The sequence below is a fragment of the Sandarakinorhabdus sp. genome (assembly GCF_040398645.1).
Classification (GTDB): Bacteria; Pseudomonadota; Alphaproteobacteria; order Sphingomonadales; family Sphingomonadaceae; genus Sandarakinorhabdus.
Window position 1 is genome coordinate 34367 of the sequence record NZ_JBBATR010000018.1, and the last position, 15087, is coordinate 49453.

Sequence of the window (15087 nt, forward strand, 5' to 3'; positions counted from 1 at the left end):
GGACCCCATGGCAATTGCGCCGCGTGTCGCCTACATGGGCTGTGCATGCGGCGCTTTGCCGTTTATGGACCAACATGATCGGGTAAGTTGCCATGGCGTCAGCCGCTGAACAAATGTCAGCGAACTTGTCGTTCGCCAATTTTTCCAAGGCGACCGAGCTGAAGAACCGGATCTGGTTCACGCTGGGCGCCTTGATCGTGTTTCGTTTGATCAGCTTTGTGCCGCTGCCGGGCATTGATCCGCTGGCGCTGAACAGCCTGTTTGCGCAGACGCGCGGCGGCGTCCTCGATTTCTTCAACATGTTCTCTGGCGGCGCCCTGGAGCGCATGAGCCTGATCGCCTTGGGCGTCACGCCGTACATTACGGCGTCGATCGTGGTGCAGCTGCTCACCAGTCTGATCCCCAGCTTCATGTCCTTGAAAAAGGAAGGCGAGGCAGGCCGCAAGACGCTGAACCAGTATACACGCTACGGCACCGTGTTTCTGACCCTTGTGCAGGGTTACGGCATTGCCGTCGGCCTTGAAAGCTGGGGGGCCGGCACCGGCGCATCGGCTGTGATCGATCCGGGCTGGTTTTTTCGGGTTTCGACGGTGATCTCGCTGCTGGGCGGCACCATGTTCCTGATGTGGCTTGGCGAGCAGATCACCAGCCGCGGCATTGGCAACGGTATTTCGCTGATCATCATGGCCGGCATTGTCGCGCAATTGCCGATTGCGCTGGGCACCATGTTCGAACAGGGCCGCACCGGCGCGCTTTCGGCGGGGTTTGTCTTGCTGGTCACCGTGGTGGCGCTGGCGACGATTGCGTTCATCTGTCTGATGGAACGGGCGCAGCGCAAGATCCTGATTCAGTATCCCAAACGCCAGACCGCCAATCGCGGATCACAGAGCGATTCGAGCCATTTGCCGCTGAAAATCAACACCGCTGGCGTGATTCCGCCGATCTTTGCGTCGTCCTTGCTGTTGATGCCGCTCACGGTTGCGCAATTTTTCAGCCAGCAGGGCACCGCGCCCGAGTGGCTAACCACGGTGACAACCGCGCTGCAACACGGTGCGCCGCTGTACATGTTCCTCTATGCCGCCGGCATCATCTTCTTCAGTTTCTTTTATACGGCGGTGGTGTTCAACCCCGAGGAAACCGCGGAAAATCTGAAGAAATATGGCGGCTTCGTGCCTGGCATTCGCCCCGGTGCCCGCACGTCGGACTATCTTGATTATGTGCTCACGCGGCTTACGGTGGTTGGCGCTGCCTATCTGACGCTGATCTGTCTGATGCCGGAATTCTTGATCAGTGAGCTGAAGGTGCCATTTTATTTCGGCGGCACATCGCTGCTGATCGTGGTGAACGTGACGATGGATACCGTCGCGCAAATCCAGAGCCACATGCTCGCGCATCAATATGAAGGACTCATCAAGAAGTCCAAACTCAGGGGGAATCGCCGTTGAATCTGATATTGCTGGGCCCGCCAGGTGCGGGCAAGGGGACGCAGGCTGGCCGTTTGATGAAAAATCTCGGCATGGTGCAACTGTCGACCGGTGACATGCTGCGCGCCGCTGTCGCTGCGGGTACGCCTGTCGGCTTGGCGGCGAAATCCGTGATGGAAAGCGGTGGGCTGGTATCAGACGAGATCGTCAATGGCATCTTGTCGGAGCGGCTTGATCAGCCCGATGCGCGTGCGGGTTTCATCCTTGATGGTTATCCGCGCACGACCGTGCAGGCCCATGCCCTCGATGCAATGCTGGCCCAAAAGGACTTGGCGCTGGATCACGTGATCGAACTGGTTGTCGATGAAGACGCGCTGGTCGAGCGGATCACCGGCCGGTTCACCTGCGCCAATTGCGGCGAAGGCTACCATGATCACTTCAAGCTGCCGGTGACCCCCGGAGTTTGCGATGCGTGCGGTTCGACCCAATTCAAGCGGCGCGCAGACGACAACGAAGCTACGGTGCGCCAGCGCATGGCAGAATATCGTGCCAAAACAGCGCCAATCTTGCCGCATTACGCCGCCAGGGGCATTTTTTCGCGAGTGGATGGCATGGCTGACATGGATGCCGTTGCGCAAAGCATTGACGCCATATTCTGATCGTCAGCCAATGGCGCGTGGGCTATTGCGGAGCAGGCTTGACAAACGTGCGACTCATGCCTAACCCCGCCGTTCCGCATTGACGGACGTGGACCCGGCTATTTACAGACGCCGGCACGCTGCGCTGAGATGGCAGTCCTCCGCCCCGGACCGCCGTGGAGCATGAAAGGAATAGTTTGTGGCACGTATTGCCGGGGTCAATATCCCGACCAACAAGCGCGTAGAAATCGCCTTGACCTATATTCATGGCATTGGCCGCACCACGGCCAGTCGTATGGCCTCCGAGCTTGGCTTTCCGCCCGAGCGCCGGGTGCAGGACTTGACCGACGCCGAGATCTTGTTGATCCGTGAGAAGATCGACCGCGAATTGACGGTGGAAGGCGATCTGCGCCGCCAGAACAGCATGAACATCAAGCGGCTGATGGATCTCGCCTGCTACCGCGGCCTGCGCCATCGCAAGGGTCTGCCCGTACGCGGCCAGCGTACCCACACCAACGCCCGCACCCGCAAGGGCAAGGCCAAGCCGATCGCTGGCAAGAAGAAGTAAGCGCGTAACCGCCGCTCTTCTTCATCACAGGCATTTAGGACACAGACAATGGCTCGCGAAGTAGCACGCATCAAGCGCCGGGAGCGCAAGAACATCACGAGTGGCGTGGCGCATGTCAACGCCAGCTTCAACAATACCATGATCACCATCACCGATGCGCAGGGCAATGCGATTGCCTGGTCGTCGGCTGGTACATGTGGTTTCAAGGGCAGCCGCAAATCGACGCCGTTCGCGGCGCAGATGGCTGCCGAAGATGCCGGCAAGAAGGCCGCCGAACACGGCGTCCGCACGCTGGAAGTCGAAGTGCGTGGCCCCGGGTCGGGCCGCGAATCGGCGTTGCGCGCCCTTCAGGCGGTGGGTTTCACCATCACTGCCATCCGGGACGTGACACCGATACCGCACAACGGCGTGCGTCCGCCCAAGCGCCGGCGCGTTTAAACCATCTGCCCTGGCGCCGGGGCCCCGACGGCGCTTGCGTTCCATACCCAACGTACAACGGGATGTGCGGGTGACGATCCGCCCCCTCCCAAGACCGAGGTGAACATTGTGGCAGTTATCGCCAAAAATTGGACCGAACTCAAAAAGCCCAGCCGTCTGGAGCAACGCGCCACCGGTGACGGCAGGAACAAGGCCGCCTTTGTTGCGGAACCATTGGAGCGGGGCTTTGGGCTGACGCTTGGCAACGCTTTGCGGCGGGTGCTGTTGTCGTCGCTGCAAGGTGCGGCCATCACCGCCATCAAGATCGATGGCGTGCTTCACGAGTTCTCCAGCCTGACCGGCGTGCGTGAAGACGTGACCGACATCGTGCTCAACATCAAGCAGGTTGCCATCCGCATGGCGGGCGATCAGCCCAAGCGGGTCTACTTGAATGCAACCGGCCCCGGCCCGGTTACCGCTGGCCAGATCGCCGTCACCGGCGACATGGAAGTGATGAACACCGGCCTCGTCATCTGCACGCTCGACGAAGGCGCTACGCTGAACATGGAGCTCACCATCGAAGCCGGCAAGGGCTATGTCCCGGCCAGCGCCAACCGGCCGGCCGATGCGCCGATCGGTCTGGTGCCGGTGGACGCGCTCTATTCGCCGGTGCGTCAGGTCAGCTACAAGGTCGATAACACCCGTGTCGGCCAGGAACTGGATTACGACAAGCTGACGATTACGGTGGAAACCGATGGCAGCCTGTCCCCGGATGATGCCTTGGCCTATGGCGCCAAGATCCTTCAGGACCAGTTGCAACTGTTCGTGAATTTCGAAGATGTCGCCGCGCCGGCCCCGGTTGCGCACAGCGCGCCTGGCAATGTCGTCGAGGTCGATGATAGCACCAGCATCAACCGCTACCTGCTCAAGAAGGTGGATGAGTTGGAATTGTCGGTGCGTTCGGCAAATTGCCTGAAGAACGACAATATCATCTACATCGGCGATCTGGTGCAGAAGACCGAAAGCGAGATGTTGCGCACGCCGAACTTTGGCCGCAAGTCATTGAACGAAATCAAGGAAGTGCTGACCCAGATGGGCCTGCGCCTCGGCATGGAAATCGTCGGTTGGCCGCCGGAGAATATCGAGGAAATGGCCAAGAAGCTCGAACAGGAGTTTTGATCGGCAGCCCGCGGCCAGCGCGCAGCGTTGGTCGCAGAAAGCTTATCGTCTATCTGGTGCGCGGCCACGCCGTGCACCATCTGCCCGAACGGGCAGCAGGGGATAGTGGCTGGCCCCAACACCAGCCAGGATCAAGGTGCCTGATACGGCCTTGATACGAACGGAGACACATCATGCGCCACGGCGTTGCCCACCGCAAACTCAGCCGCACCAGCGCGCACCGCATCGCGATGCTGCGCAACATGGCTGCAAGCATTATCAAGCACGAGCAGATCAAGACGACCTTGGCAAAGGCCAAGGAACTGCGTCCCTATGTTGAAAAGCTGGTGACGCTGGCCAAGCATGGCGGTCTGTCCAACCGCCGCTTGGCTATGGCCCGGCTTGGCGATGATGTGCAGCTGATCAAGCTGTTTGACGTGATCGCCGATCGCTACGCCGCCCGCGCCGGCGGCTACATCCGCGTCGTCAAGGCCGGTATTCGCCGTTCCGATGCCACGCCCATGGCCATTGTCGAGTTTGTTGATCGCGATACCGCAGCCAAGGGCCAGGATTCCGGCCCGATCGCTGAGTTTGGTGACGACGAATAAGCTCAGCTTGCTTTCATAGGGATATAGTCAGCATGACCGATGCCATCGATCTGGGCGCATCGCCTGAAAACGGCTTTGACAATGAACCGCTGCCGCAGGTGGCGATCATCACCCAATATGTAAAGGATCTCTCGTTCGAGAATCCAAACGCGCCCGCCAGCCTGCAAACGCAGGGCCAGCCGAGCATCGATGTCAATGTTGGTGTAAATGCCCGCAAGGTGGCCGATAATGTCTTTGAAGTCGAACTGAAGATCACCGCCAAGGCCGAGGTTGACGGTTCGCCAACCTTCATCGTCGATCTGGTTTACGGCGGCCTGTTTGGCCTGCAGAATGTTCCGGACGAAGCGTTGGAGCCGTTCTGCATCATCGAAGCGCCGCGGATCCTGTTCCCGTTCGCGCGGCGTATCATCGCCGATTCTGTGCGCGATGGCGGTTACCCGCCGCTGATGCTCGATCCGATCGATTTTGGCGCGCTGTACATGTCCCAGCAGGGTCAGGTCGGCAACGCCTGATATTTTGCGCCCTGGCTGCGGCATTGGCCGTGGCCGGGCGGTGACAGTCCGGCGGGAGTTGGATGGCATGCGCGGGCCGCACCAGGCATCTGCCTCCCCTGAGCATCAGCGATGAGCCTCTTTCGCGCCGCAGCCACCATCGGCAGCCTGACGCTGGTTTCGCGCATCGCTGGGTTCGTCCGGGATGTGTTGCAGGCTGCTCTGCTTGGTGCGGGCCCTGCCGCTGATGCGTTCCTGATTGCGCAGCGCCTGCCCAATTTGTTTCGTGCGTTGTTTGCCGAAGGCGCCCTCAATTCCGCCTTTGTGCCCATGCTCGGCCAGAAGATGGCGGCCGACAATGCCGGAACCGCTGCCGCCCGGCGCTTTGCCGAAGCCGTGCTGGCGGTGCTGCTGCCGTTCCTGATCCTGTTCACCGCCGTCATGGTCATCTGCGCAGCGCCAGTGGTATGGGCGCTCACCGGCGGCTTCCCGGACGCCGCGCCAGGCAAATTTGCCCTCACGGTGCACTTCACGCAGCTGACGTTTCCGTATCTGATGCTGATCAGCCTGGTGTCGCTGCTCGGCGGTTTGCTCAACGCGGTTGGGCGTTTTGCGGTCAATGCGGCGGCGCCGGTGCTGCTCAATCTGGTGCTGATCGCCGGCCTGCTGTGGTCGGCGGGGGATGATGATGTTGCCGCAGCGGGCGTGCAGGCCCTGTGCGTGACACTGGGCGGCGCGGCGCAACTGCTGTGGCTGATGTGGTCATGCAGCCGCGCCGGCCTTGGGCTGCGCCTGCGCTGGCCGCGACTGACCGACGAGGTGAAGCGGCTGCTGTGGCTGATCCTGCCCGCTGCGATCGGCGCCGGCGCTGTCCAGATCAACCTGGTCATTTCCACGGCGCTGGCGGCGCGGTTTCTGGATGATGGCGCCGTCAGCTGGCTTTATTATGCGGACCGGCTCAACCAGTTGCCGCTGGGCATCATCGGCATCGGCGTTGGCACCGCGTTGCTGCCCGCCATGTCTCGGCAACTGGCGGCCGGGGATGCCGCATCGGCGCTGGCCCAGCAGAACCGCGCCATTGAACTGGTCTTGCTGCTCACCCTGCCGGCTGCGGTGGGCCTCGCCATGCTGGCCGTGCCGATCATCGCCGTGTTGTTCCAGCACGGCGCGTTCACGGCGGCCGACACCAGCGCGACTGCCGCTGCGCTTGCCGCCTTCGCGCTGGGCCTGCCAGCCTATGTGCTGATCAAGGTGTTGACGCCGGGTTTTCATGCCCGCAGCGATACGCGCACGCCGGTGCGGGTGGCGCTGGCAGCCATGCTGGTCAATCTGGTCGCCAACTTGGCCTTGGTGTGGCCACTTGGTCATATCGGCATCGCACTGGGCACCGCGCTGGCGGCGTGGATCAATGCGGCGGCGCTGTGGTGGCTGCTGGCGCGGCGCGGGCAGTTCGCGCTGGACGCGCGTGCGCGTCGCATATTGCCGCGGCTGGCGGCGGCAACGCTGGCAATGCTGGCGGTGCTGGCGGCGGCGCAGGCGGGCATGGCAGGGATGGTGCTGCCCGGCTTTGTCGGCCAGGCGGCGGCACTGGCGCTGTTGCTTGGCGCGGGCATATTGGCCTATTTGGCCGCAGCGCGTCTGTTTGGGGTGTTCACGGCGGCGGCGCTGATCGCACAATTGAGACGGAAAAGCTGATGAAACGGGTTTTTTCGGGCATCCAGCCCACCGGCAATCTGCATCTGGGCAATTATCTGGGTGCCATCCGCAATTGGGTGCGCATGCAGGATGAAGCCGAGTGCATCTTCAGCGTCGTCGATCTGCATGCCATCACCATGGCGCAGGATCCCGCAACGCTGCGGCGCGGTATCCATGAAATGGTGGCGGCGTTGATCGCTGCCGGCCTTGATCCCGAACGCTGCATCCTGTTCCCGCAAAGCCAGGTGCGCGTGCACGCCGAACTGGCCTGGGTGTTGATGTGCACGGCGCGGGTTGGCTGGCTGAACCGCATGACCCAGTTCAAGGAAAAGAGCGGCAAGGACCGGGAAGGCGCCTCGGTCGGCCTCTACACCTACCCGGTGCTGCAAGCGGCTGACATTTTGGCCTATCAGGCAACCCATGTGCCGGTGGGCGAAGACCAGAAACAGCATCTGGAACTGGCCCGCGACATTGCGGCAAAATTCAACAATGATTTCAATGTTGAATTATTCCCCTTGCCGGAACCGGTGATCGAAGGCCCGGCCACGCGCGTGATGAGCCTGCGCGATGGCAGCGCCAAGATGTCGAAAAGCGATCCCAGCGACCAAAGCCGCATCAACCTCACCGACAGCGCCGATGCCATTGCCAGCAAGATCAAGCGGGCCAAAACCGATCCCGAGCCGCTGCCGTCCGAAGCGGCCGGGCTGGCCGGTCGGCCCGAAGCGGCCAATCTCGTCAATCTGATGGCGGCGCTGACCGATAGCAGCGTGGCGCAAGTGCTCGCCGATTTCGGCGGCAAGGGCTTCGGCGGCTTCAAGCCGGCGCTGGCGGATGTGATGGTGGCCAAACTCGCGCCGATTACCGAGCGATTCAATGCGCTGAAGGACGATGCAACCGCTATCGAAGCCATTTGCGCGCGCGGTGCGCACCGCGCGCGCGCCATCGCCGAGCCAGTGCTGGCGGATGTGCACCGGGCCGTCGGCTTCACGCGCTGATCGGCGCCGGCGTTCATTCATCATGCAGTCAGTTGCCGCTGCCTATGCTATCGCGTAAATATTGCACAAAGTTCACCCGGAGCCCGATCAGATGACCGTCAATTCTTCGCACGTTCGCTTGTTGCTGCCCGTCCTGGCGGCGTTGGCACTGGTTGGCTGCGTCAAGCCGTTTGAAGCGCGCGTGGCGCGGTTTCAGCAACTGCCGGCACCGGCAGGCAACAGCTTCGTGATCGAACCGCGGGACAAGGACAATGCTGGCGGCCTCGAATTTGCAACCTACGCCAATCTGGTGCGCCAGAAGCTGATCGCCGCCGGTTTCCAGGAAGCCGGCAGCCCGGAAGCCGCCGCGTTGACCGTGATGCTGGATTATACGGTGACCGCGCCGCGTGAGAAGGTGCAGACCCGGCTTGGTCCAGGCTTCGGCGGCTTTGGCGGCTTTGGCGGCGGCTTTGGCCCCGGCTTTGGTTTTGGTCCCTATTGGGGCGGCGGCTGGGGCGGTTTTGGCGGCCTTGGCGGCGGCTTCGGCGGCGGCTTCGGCAATGATATTTACAGCGTGACCACTTACAATGCGGTGGTGGCGATTCGCATCAATCGCAATGCCGACAAGCGCAGCGTATTCGAAGGCCGCGCCGAAACCATGAGCAGCAGCAACAGCCTGACCCGGCTGGTGCCAAACCTCGTCACGGCGCTGTTCACCAATTTCCCCGGCAACAGCGGTGAAACCGTGCGCGTGCGCTTCGATCCAGCCAAGCCGAATGTGGCACCGACGAGCAAGCCGTTGAACTGAAACGGTCCAGCCGGCAAAAAAAGGGGGCGTCTGGTTCGGCCAGACGCCCCTTTTTTTGGGTTGGGCAGCGTGTTCTGACGTCAATTGCGCGGGGTTGGCTCGTTGTAGCCCATGCGGTTGGTGCGGTCCTGCGCCCAGGCTTCGACCATGCGGCGGTCACAGCCGGTAAACCCGGCTGGCCCAACCACACTGCAACTGCCGATGCTGCCGCCGGCGCCGCCGGTGCCGTCACCCAGCAGCATGGCGCGGTTCTGAGTCAGCACGCTTTGCCGGCTTTCGGCGCGGCGCAGGCGTTCGGGGATGCGGTAGATATCTGATTCGGGCAGGCGCGCGCACACCACTTGTTCGTCGGGCGATGTTGGCTTCGGGCAGGCTTCGTTGCCAAACACCGTCACCAGCCGCTGGCGCGGCAGGCTGCCGTCACCGCTCGGGATATCGGCAGGCTTCAGCATGCTCGGCCGCGGCGCTGCGGTTGTCGGGTTGGCGGGGGTAGGCTGGGCGGCAGCGGGAACCGCCAGCGCGAGTGCAATCAGGGCAAGAGACGCGCGCATCAGACCAAGCTCCAGGGACAGACAAGTACCACAGAATAAGCGGTTTTGCCGGCGGGTGGAACCAGCAATATGGGCGCTGTTGTTGCAGGCGCTGCCTGTCTGTCAGCTGAACCCGTGCGCAAAAAGCAAGGAAGCCTCCGCCCCGGATCAAGTCCGGGGTGACGTGGGCAGGGCTGAGCCCTGCACCACTCTTGTTTGGCTCGTTCCCGGCCTTCGAAACATGGCTGCAATCCAACGATTGGGTGCAGGGGTCACCCCTGCCCGCCGGAGGCTGCACCTATGCTTTATTAGCTGATTTTCTCAGCCAATATGGTCAGGCCATGCGGCGTCACCTCGGCAAAGCCGCCTTCGATCTCATAGCGTTCGGTGGGGCTGCTGCCCTCGGTGGCATAGACTTCGATGGTGCCGGGCCGGATGGTGCTCATCATCGGCGCGTGGCCGGCCAGCACACCAAAATCACCTTCGCTGCCGGGCACCACCACCATGACCACTTTGGCCTTGGCAATGCGGCGCTCCGGCGAGACGAGTTCGAAATCGAGAAGTTCGGCCATGATTGCGGTCCTTGCTCCCCATCCGGCAGTGCCGGACGGGGCCATTCTGGCTTAGGCTGCGTCGGCGGCCAGTTTCTTGGCCTTGGCCACCGCATCTTCGATGGTGCCGACCATGTAGAAAGCCGCTTCGGGCAGGTGATCATATTCACCGGCCACGATGGCCTTGAAGCCTTTGATGGTGTCTTCAACGCTGACCAGCACACCCGGCGAGCCAGTGAAGATTTCGGCGACGTGGAACGGCTGGCTCAGGAAGCGCTGGATCTTGCGGGCGCGGCTGACGGCCAGTTTGTCGTCTTCCGACAGTTCGTCCATGCCCAGAATGGCGATGATATCCTGCAGCGATTTGTATTTCTGCAGCACTTCCTGCACCGATCGGGCGACGGCATAATGTTCTTCGCCCACCACGCGCGGCGACAGCACGCGGCTCGTGCTATCGAGTGGATCGACCGCCGGATAGATGCCGAGCTCCGAAATCGCGCGGCTGAGCACGGTGGTGGCATCAAGGTGGGCAAACGACGTGGCCGGCGCGGGGTCGGTCAAATCGTCGGCGGGCACATAGATCGCCTGCACCGAGGTGATCGAGCCCTTGTTGGTGGAGGTGATGCGTTCCTGCAACTGGCCCATGTCTGTGGCGAGCGTCGGCTGATAGCCCACGGCCGACGGGATGCGGCCGAGCAGTGCTGACACTTCGGAGCCGGCCTGGGTAAAGCGGAAGATGTTATCGACGAAGAACAGCACGTCCTGGCCTTCGACATCGCGGAAATATTCGGCAATGGTCAGCCCGGACAGCGCGACGCGGGCGCGGGCGCCGGGCGGCTCGTTCATCTGGCCATATACCAGCGCCACCTTGGAGCCTTCGGAAATGGCATTGCCATCCGCGTCCGACGCGATCACGCCGGCTTCGAGGAATTCATAATAAAGATCATTGCCTTCGCGGGTGCGTTCACCCACGCCGGCGAACACGCTGGTGCCGCCGTGGCCCTTGGCGATGTTGTTGATCAGCTCCTGGATCAGCACGGTCTTGCCGACGCCGGCGCCGCCGAACAGCCCGATCTTGCCGCCCTTGGCATAAGGCGCGAGCAGATCGATGACCTTGATGCCGGTGACGAGAATGGCGGCTTCGGTCGACTGGTCAACAAAGGCCGGGGCGATGGCATGGATCGGGGCGGTGTTGGTCTGATCGATCGGGCCGCGCTCGTCGATCGGCTCACCGATGACGTTCATGATGCGGCCTAGCGTGGCCGGGCCCACCGGCACGCGGATCTGGCTGCCGGTGTCGACGACTTCCTGGCCGCGCACCAGGCCATCGGTGGCGTCCATGGCGATGCAGCGCACGGCGTTTTCGCCCAGATGCTGCGCGACTTCGAACACCAGCCGGCGATCGCCGATGCGGGTTTCCAGTGCGGACAGGATCGCCGGCAGCTCGCCTTCGAAGGTCACGTCGACAACGGCGCCGATGACCTGGCTGATGCGCCCGACATTGTTGGTGCCAAAGTTGGATTGCTCGTTCATGCGGCTTGGCTCCTTAAAGCGCTTCGGCGCCCGAGATGATCTCGATCAATTCCTTGGTGATCGCGGCCTGTCTCGTGCGGTTGTAAGTGATGGTGAGGCGATTGATCATGTCACCGGCGTTGCGGGTGGCGCTGTCCATCGCGGTCATGCGGCTGCCCTGTTCGCTGGCGGCGTTTTCCAGCAAGGCACGGAACACCTGCACGGCCAGATTCTTGGGCAGAAGATCGGCCAGGATGGCTTCTTCGTCGGGTTCATATTCCACCGATGCATCAGCGCCGGCCTGCGCCGCATCGCCAACCGGCAGCGCGGCCGGGATGATCTGCAACCGTGTCGGGGTTTGCACCAGTGCGGAGCGGAAGGTGGAGAAGAACAGATGCGCCACATCAAATTCGCCCGCCTCAAACCGGCTGACGACCGCTTCGGACACGGCTTTGGCATCGCTGAACGCCAGCGTCTTGATGTGCGTCATGTCGACAGTGTCGATGATCAACTGCTTGTGGGTGCGGGCAAACGGCGCGCGCGCCTTCTTGCCGACAAACATCAGCTTGACGGTCTTGCCGTGCGCCAGCAGCTCTTCCATCGTGCGCCGCGCCAGCTTGGCAATATTGCCGTTGAACCCGCCAGCGAGGCCGCGCTCCGATGAGCAGACCACCAGCAGATGCACTTGGGTCCCGCCAGTGCCGGCCAGCAGCTTCGGCGATTCCGGCCCGACCGTGACACGGCTGGCCAGCGACGCCATCACGGTCGCCATCTGCTCCGAATAGGGCCGCGCGGCTTCAGCGGCTTCCTGCGCCCGCCGCAGCTTGGCCGCGGCGACCATTTTCATCGCCTTGGTGATCTTCTGGGTCGACTTCACCGAAGTGATGCGGACCTTGAGGGCTTTCAAGCTGGGCATTGCGGATCGTTCAGGCGAAGGTCTTGGCGAAGGCGCCGATGACGTCCTTCAACTTGGCGACCGTATCCGGGCTCAGATCCTTCTTCTCGCGGATATCGGCGAGCAGATCGGCATGCGCCGACTTGACATGGCTGAGCAGCGACGCTTCGAACCGGGTCACGGCATTGGCGTCGATACCATCCAAAAAGCCGTTCACGCCCGAGAAGATCGACACGACCTGCTCTTCGAACGGCATCGGCTTGAACTGGTCTTGCTTGAGCAGCTCGGTCAGGCGCTTGCCGCGGTTCAGCAGCTTTTGCGTCGAGGCATCAAGATCGGAACCGAACTGCGCGAACGCCGCCATTTCACGATATTGCGCCAGCTCCAGCTTGATCGAGCCGGCAACCTTCTTCATCGCCTTGGTCTGCGCGGCGGAACCGACGCGCGACACCGACAGGCCGACGTTGATGGCCGGACGCACGCCCTGATAGAACAGCTCGGTCTCCAGGAAGATCTGGCCGTCGGTGATCGAAATCACGTTGGTCGGGATGTACGCCGACACGTCGCCGGCCTGCGTCTCGATAATGGGGAGCGCCGTCAGCGAGCCAGCACCCAGCGCATCGTTCATCTTGGCGGCGCGCTCCAGCAGGCGGCTGTGCAGATAGAACACATCGCCCGGATAGGCTTCGCGGCCCGGCGGACGGCGCAGCAGCAGCGACATCTGGCGGTACGCCACGGCCTGCTTGGACAAATCGTCATACACGATCACGGCGTGCATGCCGTTGTCGCGGAAATATTCGCCCATGGTGCAGCCGGTGTACGGCGCCAGGAACTGCAGCGGCGCCGGTTCGGACGCGGTGGCAGCCACGACGATCGAATATTCCATCGCGCCATTTTCTTCCAGCGCGCGCACGATCTGCGCCACGGTCGACCGCTTCTGGCCGATGGCGACATAGATGCAATACAGCTTCTTGGATTCATCATCGCCGGCGTTGGCCGTCTTCTGGTTGATGAACGTGTCGATGGCCACGGCGGTCTTGCCGGTCTGGCGATCGCCGATGATCAGTTCGCGCTGGCCGCGGCCAACCGGCACCAGCGCATCCAATGCCTTCAGGCCGGTCTGCATTGGTTCGTGCACGGATTTGCGCGGAATGATGCCCGGCGCCTTCACTTCGACGCGGCGGCGTTCGGTGGCCACGATCGGGCCCTTGCCATCGATCGGGTTGCCCAGTCCGTCAACCACGCGGCCGAGCAGGCCCTTGCCAACCGGCACATCGACGATGGTGCCGGTGCGCTTGACGGTGTCGCCTTCCTTGATCTGGCTATCGGAGCCAAAGATCACGACGCCGACATTGTCGGTTTCCAGATTGAGCGCCATGCCCTGGATGCCGCCGGGAAATTCGACCATTTCACCGGCCTGCACATTGTCGAGGCCGTGCACACGGGCAATGCCGTCGCCGACGCTCAGCACCTGGCCGACTTCCGAGACCTGCGCCTCGGTGCCGAAATTGGCGATCTGGTCCTTGATGATCCGCGAGATTTCGGCGGCATTGATGTCCATATTGTGCCCTTCTTACGCTTTGAGCGCCTGGCCGAGCATGTCGAGCCGGGTCTTGAGAGAGGAATCGATCATCCGGCTGCCGACGCGAACGACAAGCCCGCCCAAGATGGCCGGATCAACCGTCACGTTCAGCGCCACATCGCGGCCGATACCGGCCTTCAACTTGGCAGCCAGCGCGGCTTGCTGCGCATCCGTCAGCACGTGCGCCGCCGTCACCGTGGCGGTCACTTCACCCTTGCGCGCCGCATTCAGCGCCGCAAAATCGCGAATGATCGCCGGCAGCAGCGACAGGCGGCGATTGCCGGCCAGCACGCCCAGGAAATTCTTGACGAGCCCATCAAGGCCCAGATTGTCAGCAACCCCGGCGACAGCAGCGCCCGCTGCGCCGCGGCCCACCACCGGGCTGGAAACCAGCGCGGCAAAATCCGTCGATTCGGCGAGCGTGCGCGTGAGGGTGCCAAGGCTCGCTTCGACAGCGCCCAGCGATTTGCCTTCGACGGCAAGCGCAAACAGCGCACGCGCATAGCGCCCGGAAAGCCCGGTGGCCACGCTGGAAGAAATCTGTGCGTCCAAGGCTTCGGCCCCGCTGCGTTCTGGAATATAAAAAGCCGCAGCAGGGGGTGCCCAGCACGGCTGCGGGGCGACTAGCATTGGCCTTGCCGTGTTGCAAGGCAGCATTAGCCAGTGTTGGACTTAAGGGTAAGCGGCAGCGCCGCAAAGCCCAGCTGCCCGGCCAGACCGAGCAGCCCGGCCGGCGTAAGGAAGGACGCCAGATACCCGCCCGGCGCGCGGCCCATCAACATCGCCAGGCCAAATTCGGCAATCATCAGCCACACAAACGCCGAAGCGCCCATCACCGCCCGCCCCGCCAGATCAAGCGGCCGCCGCGCCAGCAAACGCCGCCCCCACCACCAGCTGACCGCCAAAATGATCGGCACCTCGATTGCCACCGCGGCCACAGCCCCCACCGCCGGCGCCAGCCACAGCGTGCGGATCGTTCCCAACGCAAAAGCGATGACAAACACACCGGCAAAATAGCGCAGGCCAAGGGCGAGGGCTGTCATGGCGGTCATCATGCCACAGGTCGGTCAACCCCGGACACGGAAAAGCAAAAAGAGCCTCCGGCGGCAAGGGTCGCGGACCCTTGACCCATTTTGTTTGAGGGAGCCCCCCAGCTCAAAAGAGCAGCGTCGCCCCGGACCTGATCCGGGGCCCCGCTTTTCTTTTCCTCGCCAATCCACGAAACTGCCGCAATGA

The 15087-nt window shown here is 62.6% G+C and carries 17 protein-coding genes; 10 read left to right on the top strand and 7 right to left on the bottom strand.

Annotated features, from left to right (window positions below; all coding sequences use genetic code 11):
* Window positions 1–92 precede the first annotated feature (92 nt).
* The 10 genes from secY (at window position 93) to ABWP50_RS06200 (ending at window position 8781) form a co-directional block, all read left to right on the top strand.
* Window positions 93–1445, top strand: a complete 1353-nt coding sequence (secY, locus tag ABWP50_RS06155; protein WP_353217112.1) for a preprotein translocase subunit SecY — start codon at window positions 93–95, stop codon at window positions 1443–1445.
* Window positions 1442–2083, top strand: coding sequence for an adenylate kinase (locus tag ABWP50_RS06160; RefSeq protein WP_353217113.1), 642 nt, complete (start codon window positions 1442–1444; stop codon window positions 2081–2083). Before secY ends, ABWP50_RS06160 begins: the two co-directional genes overlap by 4 nt.
* A gap of 178 nt (window positions 2084–2261) precedes the next feature.
* Complete coding sequence (rpsM, locus tag ABWP50_RS06165) at window positions 2262–2630, top strand: 30S ribosomal protein S13 (protein WP_353217114.1); 369 nt, start codon at window positions 2262–2264, stop codon at window positions 2628–2630.
* Window positions 2631–2678: 48 nt separating this feature from the next.
* Entirely contained in the window at window positions 2679–3068 is a 390-nt protein-coding gene (gene rpsK / locus ABWP50_RS06170) for a 30S ribosomal protein S11 (RefSeq protein ID WP_353199419.1), read from the top strand.
* Between the two features lie 108 nt (window positions 3069–3176).
* Window positions 3177–4226, top strand: coding sequence for a DNA-directed RNA polymerase subunit alpha (locus ABWP50_RS06175; RefSeq protein ID WP_353217115.1), 1050 nt, complete (start codon window positions 3177–3179; stop codon window positions 4224–4226).
* Between the two features lie 173 nt (window positions 4227–4399).
* Entirely contained in the window at window positions 4400–4813 is a 414-nt protein-coding gene (gene rplQ, locus ABWP50_RS06180; RefSeq protein ID WP_353217116.1) for a 50S ribosomal protein L17, read from the top strand.
* A gap of 32 nt (window positions 4814–4845) precedes the next feature.
* Complete coding sequence (gene secB, locus ABWP50_RS06185; protein ID WP_353217117.1) at window positions 4846–5325, top strand: protein-export chaperone SecB; 480 nt, start codon at window positions 4846–4848, stop codon at window positions 5323–5325.
* A gap of 111 nt (window positions 5326–5436) precedes the next feature.
* Window positions 5437–6999, top strand: coding sequence for a murein biosynthesis integral membrane protein MurJ (gene murJ, locus ABWP50_RS06190; RefSeq protein ID WP_353217118.1), 1563 nt, complete (start codon window positions 5437–5439; stop codon window positions 6997–6999).
* On the top strand, window positions 6999–7994 hold the full coding sequence (trpS, locus tag ABWP50_RS06195; RefSeq protein WP_353217119.1) for a tryptophan--tRNA ligase: 996 nt from the start codon (window positions 6999–7001) through the stop codon (window positions 7992–7994). Before murJ ends, trpS begins: the two co-directional genes overlap by 1 nt.
* 91 nt (window positions 7995–8085) lie before the next feature.
* Window positions 8086–8781 carry a DUF4136 domain-containing protein gene (locus ABWP50_RS06200; RefSeq protein ID WP_353217120.1) on the top strand — a complete coding sequence of 232 codons (696 nt, stop codon included), beginning with the start codon at window positions 8086–8088 and terminating at the stop codon, window positions 8779–8781.
* A gap of 80 nt (window positions 8782–8861) precedes the next feature.
* On the opposite strand, the gene ABWP50_RS06205 is transcribed toward ABWP50_RS06200, so the two are convergent.
* The 7 genes from ABWP50_RS06205 to ABWP50_RS06235 form a co-directional block, all read right to left on the bottom strand.
* Window positions 8862–9332 carry a hypothetical protein gene (locus ABWP50_RS06205; protein WP_353217121.1) on the bottom strand — a complete coding sequence of 157 codons (471 nt, stop codon included), beginning with the start codon at window positions 9330–9332 and terminating at the stop codon, window positions 8862–8864.
* 287 nt (window positions 9333–9619) lie between these two features.
* On the bottom strand, window positions 9620–9883 hold the full coding sequence (locus ABWP50_RS06210) for an ATP synthase F1 subunit epsilon (RefSeq protein ID WP_353217122.1): 264 nt from the start codon (window positions 9881–9883) through the stop codon (window positions 9620–9622).
* 51 nt (window positions 9884–9934) lie between these two features.
* Window positions 9935–11395 (bottom strand): F0F1 ATP synthase subunit beta, encoded by a 1461-nt coding sequence (atpD, locus tag ABWP50_RS06215; RefSeq protein WP_353217123.1) that lies wholly within the window; start codon window positions 11393–11395, stop codon window positions 9935–9937.
* Between the two features lie 13 nt (window positions 11396–11408).
* A complete protein-coding gene (locus ABWP50_RS06220) occupies window positions 11409–12290 on the bottom strand; it encodes a F0F1 ATP synthase subunit gamma (RefSeq protein WP_353217124.1) in 882 nt (293 codons plus the stop codon).
* Between the two features lie 10 nt (window positions 12291–12300).
* The gene (gene atpA, locus ABWP50_RS06225) at window positions 12301–13830 is read right to left on the bottom strand and encodes a F0F1 ATP synthase subunit alpha (RefSeq protein WP_353217125.1); all 1530 of its coding nucleotides are present in this window, start codon (window positions 13828–13830) and stop codon (window positions 12301–12303) included.
* A 12-nt stretch (window positions 13831–13842) separates the two neighbouring features.
* Window positions 13843–14403, bottom strand: coding sequence for a F0F1 ATP synthase subunit delta (locus ABWP50_RS06230; protein ID WP_353217126.1), 561 nt, complete (start codon window positions 14401–14403; stop codon window positions 13843–13845).
* A gap of 104 nt (window positions 14404–14507) precedes the next feature.
* A complete protein-coding gene (locus tag ABWP50_RS06235; protein WP_353217127.1) occupies window positions 14508–14906 on the bottom strand; it encodes a hypothetical protein in 399 nt (132 codons plus the stop codon).
* Between the last annotated feature and the right edge of the window lie 181 nt (window positions 14907–15087).

What these genes read in the sequence shown, in the direction of transcription:
- rpsK (WP_353199419.1), top strand. Translation starts at nt 2,679, where the DNA reads ATGGCTCGCGAAGTAGCACGCATCAAGCGCCGGGAGCGCAAGAACATC.
- atpD (WP_353217123.1), bottom strand. Translation starts at nt 11,395, where the DNA reads ATGAACGAGCAATCCAACTTTGGCACCAACAATGTCGGGCGCATCAGC.
- trpS (WP_353217119.1), top strand. Translation starts at nt 6,999, where the DNA reads ATGAAACGGGTTTTTTCGGGCATCCAGCCCACCGGCAATCTGCATCTG.
- rplQ (WP_353217116.1), top strand. Translation starts at nt 4,400, where the DNA reads ATGCGCCACGGCGTTGCCCACCGCAAACTCAGCCGCACCAGCGCGCAC.
- atpA (WP_353217125.1), bottom strand. Translation starts at nt 13,830, where the DNA reads ATGGACATCAATGCCGCCGAAATCTCGCGGATCATCAAGGACCAGATC.
- murJ (WP_353217118.1), top strand. Translation starts at nt 5,437, where the DNA reads ATGAGCCTCTTTCGCGCCGCAGCCACCATCGGCAGCCTGACGCTGGTT.
- ABWP50_RS06210 (WP_353217122.1), bottom strand. Translation starts at nt 9,883, where the DNA reads ATGGCCGAACTTCTCGATTTCGAACTCGTCTCGCCGGAGCGCCGCATT.
- ABWP50_RS06200 (WP_353217120.1), top strand. Translation starts at nt 8,086, where the DNA reads ATGACCGTCAATTCTTCGCACGTTCGCTTGTTGCTGCCCGTCCTGGCG.
- secB (WP_353217117.1), top strand. Translation starts at nt 4,846, where the DNA reads ATGACCGATGCCATCGATCTGGGCGCATCGCCTGAAAACGGCTTTGAC.
- ABWP50_RS06235 (WP_353217127.1), bottom strand. Translation starts at nt 14,906, where the DNA reads ATGATGACCGCCATGACAGCCCTCGCCCTTGGCCTGCGCTATTTTGCC.
- ABWP50_RS06205 (WP_353217121.1), bottom strand. Translation starts at nt 9,332, where the DNA reads ATGCGCGCGTCTCTTGCCCTGATTGCACTCGCGCTGGCGGTTCCCGCT.
- secY (WP_353217112.1), top strand. Translation starts at nt 93, where the DNA reads ATGGCGTCAGCCGCTGAACAAATGTCAGCGAACTTGTCGTTCGCCAAT.
- ABWP50_RS06220 (WP_353217124.1), bottom strand. Translation starts at nt 12,290, where the DNA reads ATGCCCAGCTTGAAAGCCCTCAAGGTCCGCATCACTTCGGTGAAGTCG.